A 6,660-nucleotide genomic window follows, 5' to 3' on the forward strand; every position below is an offset into this window, starting at 1 on the left:
GGCCTCAGCCGGGCGGATCAGGCGTTGGTGCGCTGCTGCGGGGCGGCGACGTCGGCCAGGATCCGGGTCAGCACGGCCTCAGCCGTGGCGCCGGAGAACTCTGCTTCGGGGTCCATCACGAACCGGTGGGTCCACACCACGGAGGCCAGTTCCTTGATGTCGTCCGGCAGGACGAAATTCCGGCCCTGCGCGGCGGCCCAGACCTTGGCGGCCCGCACCATGGCCAGGGCACCACGCACTGACACCCCAAGGCGCGTTTCCGGGGCGTTGCGGGTTTCCTCGCACAGCCTGGAGATGTATTCCAGCACGGCAGTGTCCACGTGGGCTGTTGCGGCGAGATCTGCCATGTCCGCCACTGCCTGGGTGGTGATGACGGCGGAGAGTTCCTTGGAGCGGTCCTTCAGGTTGCTGCCGCCCAGGAGCCGGACCGTAGACGCGTGGTCCGGGTAGCCGATGGAGGTCTTGATCAGGAAGCGGTCAAGCTGCGCCTCGGGAAGGCGGTAGGTACCTGCCTGCTCGATCGGGTTCTGGGTGGCCATCACCATGAAAGGCCGCCCTGCCGAGTACGTGACGCCGTCCACGGTCACGCGGGATTCCTCCATGACCTCCAGCAGCGCCGACTGGGTCTTGGGCGAGGCACGGTTGATTTCGTCGGCCAGGACGATGTTGTTGAAGATCGGGCCCTTGTGGAACTCGAACTTCTGCGTCTTCTGGTCGTAGATGGTCACACCGGTGACGTCGGAGGGCAGCAGGTCCGGGGTGAACTGGATGCGGTTGTTGGAGCCCTGCACGGTGGCAGCCAAGGCGCGGGCAAGGGAGGTTTTGCCCGTCCCCGGGGCGTCCTCGAACAGGACGTGGCCCTCGGCCAGCATGGCGGTGAAGGTCAGCCGGATGACGTGTTCCTTGCCCAGCACCGCCTGGCCCACGTTGGCAACCAGCTTTTCGAACGTGCCAGCAAACCACTCGGCCTGCTCAATGGTCATGGTCATGAGATGTGCTTCCTTCTGATGGATCGAATCTTCTGTGAGCCCCGGGTAGCCGGGCCCACAGTTGTGCTTCCGGAGATTGCTAGCGGTTTGGCATGCCGTTCGGCGGGTTGCAGCCCACATTGGAGGTGTCGCAGCGGAGCCAGTTACCCGACGCCATCCCCGAATTCAGGTGGTACCAGATGCCGCTGGGGTTGTTGGAGGTCTTGTACCAGACCTGGTAGCGGTCCGCCGTGGATGGGGCACCGGCATCGAGCCACTTGCCGGCACCGGTGCACTGGGACGGATTGCCGGCAATGTAGCTGTCCGTCCCCTGGCGGGGCTCCGTGCAGCTGCGCACCGGGCTTGCCGTGACGTACCAGTCCGTGGGCGGGGGTGGGGTGTTATCCGGACCGGACGTAGAGGTGACCGGTCCGCCGATTGCCCCGTTGGTGACGGTGTAGGCGCGGACCCGCAGTTTGTGGCTCGTGCTCCACCCGCCGGCTCCGGTATCGAACTTGTTCGCCTTGCCGACGTTCTGCCAGCCGCCACCATCCATGCTCACCTCGTAGTAGCTAAGGGGCCTGCCGTTCGTCGCCGGGTCATTCCAGGTCCAGTGCACCTGGCCATCGCCCTTCGCCGAGGTGCCGCCGTTGATGCTGGGGGCATTGGCAGGACCGTAGGGGTTCCCGGTGCCGATGGCCTTGGCGTCACCGGACATGTTGTTCTTGGTGGACGTGGCAATGATGGTCACGGTGATGTCCCGGCCATTGGTCATGCCACCGATGGTTCCTCCCCCGGCCTTGATGGCACCGGTCTTTCCGTCTGCGTTGTATGAGTAGGCAATCTCGGACGCCGTGGAGCCGTTGCGCTGCGCATCCGTCAGGGGCGTGAACGTAACGTCGAGCTGGCCGCTGGTCCCGTTCTCTTTGACGGTTCCAGCGTTGACAGTGCCAGGTTTGCCTGCTGCCCGGATTGCGGCGGACTGCGCGCTCGTGCCGCTCGTTCCGGCCTTGTTGGTTGCCGAGACCGTAAACGTGTAGTTCGTTTCCGAGTTATCCACGGTGACGTTCTGCGAGGTGCCGGACACCTGCTGGCTGGAGACCGCGGCACCGCCCCGGAGCGTGGTCAGGGTGTAGGCCGAGACGGCGTCACCGTTGTTGTTGGGCGCGGCCCAAACCACCCTCAGCTGGCTCTGCGAACCCACCGGCGTCGCCTGTGCCACGCTCGGCGCTGCCGGAGTGGCGGGGACGCCGGCCGGCACCTCGGCCGCCGAATACGGGCTCCACTCGGACGGGTCCTTGGCATCGTTGCGGGCCAGGACCCGGACCTTGTAGGAGACGCCGTTCTGGAGGCCCTTCCAGACGTAGCTGACTGACGTCAGTCCCTGGATCTGCGCGTTCTGCCCGGCCGGAGCCGGCGAGATTTCCAGGTCGTAGGACTTTACGGGCGAGCCCTTGCTCGCCGGGGCAGTCCAGTTCACCGTCAGCTGCTTGTCGCCGAACTTCAGCGACGGCGCCAGCGGCGTATCCGGTTTGACGTCGGGGCGGACATCGGCGGACGCCGGCGAGCGGTCGGAGTCGCCGAACTCGTTGGTGGCCGTCACTTGGAAGTGGTAGGTGGTGTTGTTGGTCAGGCCGTTCAGGGTGCAGGTGTTGGCCGGGCACTCCTGCCGGAACCCGCCCTCACCGTAGACGGTGTACTTGGTGATGGCGGAGCCCCGGTCGGCCGGCGCGGACCAGGTGAGCAGTGCGGTCTGGTCGCCCACGCTCTGCGCCTGCGGTGTGGTGGGGGCTGCAGGCTTGTCTTTAACGGTCAGCCGGACACGGGCGGTGGCATGCCTGGAGCTGTCCTGCGTCTTGTCTTCCACCGTGTACGCCACCACCATGGTTCCGGTGAAACCGGGCGCCGGCGTGACGGTCACAGAGTCACCGTTGACGCCCACATTGCCGCTGCCCGTTTCGGTGTTCGCGGCAATGATCTTCAGCGGTGTTTCAGGGAACGGATTGGCGTCGTTGGCCAGCACATTGATGGTCACCGGCTTGCCGGCGGCGGCGTTGTCCTGCACGTCGTCGTTCGCCACCGGTTTGGGCCGGTTGGAGGCGGTCACGGCAAGCTGGTACGTGGCCGTGGCCTGGAGCCCGCGGGGGTCGGTTGCCTTGACCTGCACGGCGGCGCGGGTTCCGGTTGCCGTGGAATCGGCCGCCGAAACTTTCAGCGTTTTGCCTTCGACGCGTGCGTTGAAGCCGCCCGGGGAATCCCCCACCACTTCGTACTTCGTCTTCTCGACGTCGTCCTGGTCCGGATCGGAGGTGAGCTTGCCGAGGTCCGTGGTGGCTGAGTCGCCCTTGGGAACATCCATGTTGGCGCCCAGCAGTTCCGGCGGGTTGTTCTTGTTCGGGTCCGGGAGGACCTTGGTGCGGATGCTGAGGGTGGACTTGAGTCCGGCAGGATCGTCCGGTCCGGTTCCGTCGGTCACCTCGAAGGTCAGTGAACCGGGGCCTACGTAATCCGCACCTGCCGTGTATTTCAGGCCGGTGCCGTCGCGCGTCACCGGATCGCCGCCGTCGGCACCGATGAGCTTGATCCGGTCCGCCTGGGTCAGCCGGGGTGAGCGTCCCTCCCGGACCCTGACCCATTCCTTCAGGTCGACGTCGACGGACTGGCCGGCAACCACCTCGATGACTTCGTCCTTGGCCAGGGTGGGAACCTGCTGGCCCAGGCCCGGCACCCAGATGATGGCTGTGGACTGCTGGCCGTCCACGTCTTCCACGGTGTACGGGATGAGCTGTGGCTGCTCGGTGAGGTCGACCAGGACGTTGCCGTTGCCGCCGGGCCGCGCCGTGGTGGCGTCCGTGCTGATCTTCAGGTTCTCGCCGACGCCGTCGGGATCCTCGTCGTTCTTGAGGACCGGAACGTCTACGGCGGTCTTTCCCATGGCCTGGGCGGACGTCACCCTGTCGTCACGGGCGATCGGCGCCTTCAGCGGCACGTCATTGTCGACCACCAGGCGGATGGTGGCCTGGGCGGTCGCGTCCCGGTCATCGGCGATGGTGTAGCGCACGTTGACTGTTCCGGCCTCGTTGGGGGCCAGGAGGATGATGCGGCCGCTGTTCTTGCTGACGGTGGCCTGCAGGGCCGGGTCGGCCTCGATGCCGTCGGTCAGGATGCGGATGCGGTCGCCGTCGGGATCGGTGTCGTTGGCGAGGGCATCGACGGCGATCTGGCGGCCCGGGCGCACCCGGACCTCGTCATCCACGGGAGTGGGCTTTTGGTTCATGTCACCGCGGGGTGCGATACCCACCGTGACGGTTCCCGTGTTCACGGCGCCCTGGCGGTCCACCACCTTGTAGCGGAACGTGTCGGTGCCGGCGCCGTCCCCGGCAGCAGTGAAGTCGATGAAGTTGCTGCCGTCGGTGGCGGTTCCCATGGCGGGGGTGCTGTCGATGCCGGTCAGCTGCACGGAGTCGCCGTCCGGATCGATGCCGTCCAGGGGAACCGGAATGCGGACGGTACCGGCAGCCACCACGCGGGCGGTGAGGTTCCGCGGCTGCGGCCGGGAGTTCTCCGCGCCTTCGAGCGGAAGGATGTGGATGGTCACGGCGGCGGCGCTCTTCTGGCCCTGCGGATCCACCGCGTTGTAGATGGCGCGCACGGTGTTGGGCTGGCTGCCCGCAATGAACCGGAGCGTGTTCTCGGAGACGAAGCTCTTGCCGTCGGCAGGATCAACCGCCTGCGGCAGGACCGGGTCCACGGTCAGTTCCTGCCCCTGCGGGTGGGTGTCGTTGTCCAGGACGGGGATGGTGACCACGTCATTGACGCGGACATTCACCTCGTCCGGCTTGGGCTGCGGTGCTTCCACCACGGCCGGTGCCGGGACCGGCACCACGGAGACTGAGCCGGTGGCCGACTTCTTTCCGTTGGACATGGTGTATTCGAACAGGATGGGGTCCTTGGTCCCCAGGATGTCCGTGATGCGCAGGACGCTGTGGTTGATCACGCTGACGGACACCGTCGCATTGTCCGGGAGCTTCACGGACTGCAGCACCAGGACACCGCCGGAGGGGTCGGAGTCATTGGCCAGCGGGTCCAGCAGCACGCTGCCGCCGGTGGGCATCAGGGCAACGTCATGGACTGCCACGGGGTCGCCGCCGTCGTTGCCGGATTCCACGTCCACCCGGATGAGGCCCTGGCTGCTTTGGGGGCCGTTGCTGGCGATGTAGGTCAGGTAGACGGGGCCGGGGGTGCTGCTGCGGAAGGTGAAGGTGCCGCCGTCGGTGACGGGGCCAAGTTCGGCTGGGCCATTGGCTTCCACCTGGGCCAGGCGGAGGGCACCTCCGTTGGGGTCGACGTCGTTCTTCAACGGGGAAATGACCAGGTCCTGGCCCACCACGGCCGTGACATGGTCGGCGTTGACCACGGGTGCCAGGGCTCCGGGCGGCTGGACATTAACCACCACCTTGCCCGTGACGGTGGCGCGGCCGTCCCAGATGGTGACCTGGACGTTCTTCTTGCCGGCGGTGGCGCCGGAATCCTGGAAGGTGAGCAGCCCGTCGCGCCGGACCTTCACCTGGTCCTGGTCGTTGTCGGCCTTGGCGTCCAGCAGGACCAGGTCGTCGCCGTCGGGATCGATCCAGTCGGTGAGGATGTTCTGGCTGACGGTTTTGCCCTGTTCCACCAGCATGGTGGTGTCTTCGCCGCGCTTGAACTTGGGCGGCTTGTTTTCGTCGGGTCCCACCACGCTGAGCGTGACCTGGCCCGTGGCGGACAGGCCGCGGCCGTCCGAGGCACTGTAGTTGAAGGTCTCGGTGCCCGGCTTGGCGTCTGCGGGGACGGTGATCTGGAAGGCGGTGCCGCCGTAGATGCTTTCCAGCGTTCCCGATTTGGGTCCGGCGTCCCCCACCGCTGCGGTGAGGACGTCGCCGTCGGGGTCGGAGTCGTTGTCCAGGACGGGCAGGATGGTGGTCCGGCCCGGGCGGACTCCTACGGCGTCGGGCTTGGTTTCCGGCGGACGGTTGGGTTTGGTGCGGTCCGGCAGGATGTTGATGGTGTTGTTGTCCGCCGACTCCTGGTCCTGGTCGTCGGACTGGTTCTTGGGTGGGATGACGTCGTCCCAGTTGTTCACCAGCTGCATGTTCTGGTTGACCAACCACACATTCCCCGAGTTCACATCGTTCAGGACCACCAGGTCCCGGTTCACCCGGAAAACATACGACGGCGACGCACTCGCCTTCGGCACCGCAACATTCTTATCATCAGCATCATTGACGCAATCCCGCACGTACTTGTTCGCACCCGACCACGCCGCATGCACGCACCCGCCCAACTGCACCGGCGCAGCAGGGACGCCCTCGCCGTCGAGCCCCACCGTCTTGGCCGTCCCACCATCCAACGGCTGCTTCAACAACGCCTTCCGCGTCGCCACCGCCACAACATCACTGCCCGGCCCAGGCTGCTGCAACTTCGCATCCCGGGCATCCTCCAACGCCAACCGCTTACCACCAGGCAAAAACAGGTTCCCCGCCGCAGCATCCAACACCACCGGCTGGTCCCCCACCACCGTCATCTGCAGATCCCCGGCACCCTTAAGACCATCCCACGTACTGGACTCCGACGACGTCACACCACCATCGGCGTCAACACCCGTCACCGTCACAGCCCCGGTCTTCGGATCCGCCGAATAAATCCGGTCATC

2 protein-coding genes are annotated in these 6,660 nt (G+C 66.2%); both read right to left on the bottom strand.

The genetic code is table 11. The annotated features are described in order from the left end of the window. Nucleotides 1-17: 17 nt before the first annotated feature. Nucleotides 18-989 (bottom strand): AAA family ATPase, encoded by a 972-nt coding sequence (locus AB0280_RS13530; RefSeq protein ID WP_159632448.1) that lies wholly within the window; start codon nucleotides 987-989, stop codon nucleotides 18-20. 79 nt (nucleotides 990-1,068) lie between these two features. Then, a partial coding sequence (locus AB0280_RS13535; RefSeq protein WP_307492423.1) for an Ig-like domain-containing protein occupies nucleotides 1,069-6,660 on the bottom strand: 5,592 nt, incomplete at its 5' end.

This window comes from Pseudarthrobacter sp. 902506025, from assembly GCF_040702325.1.
Lineage (GTDB): Bacteria > Actinomycetota > Actinomycetes > Actinomycetales > Micrococcaceae > Arthrobacter.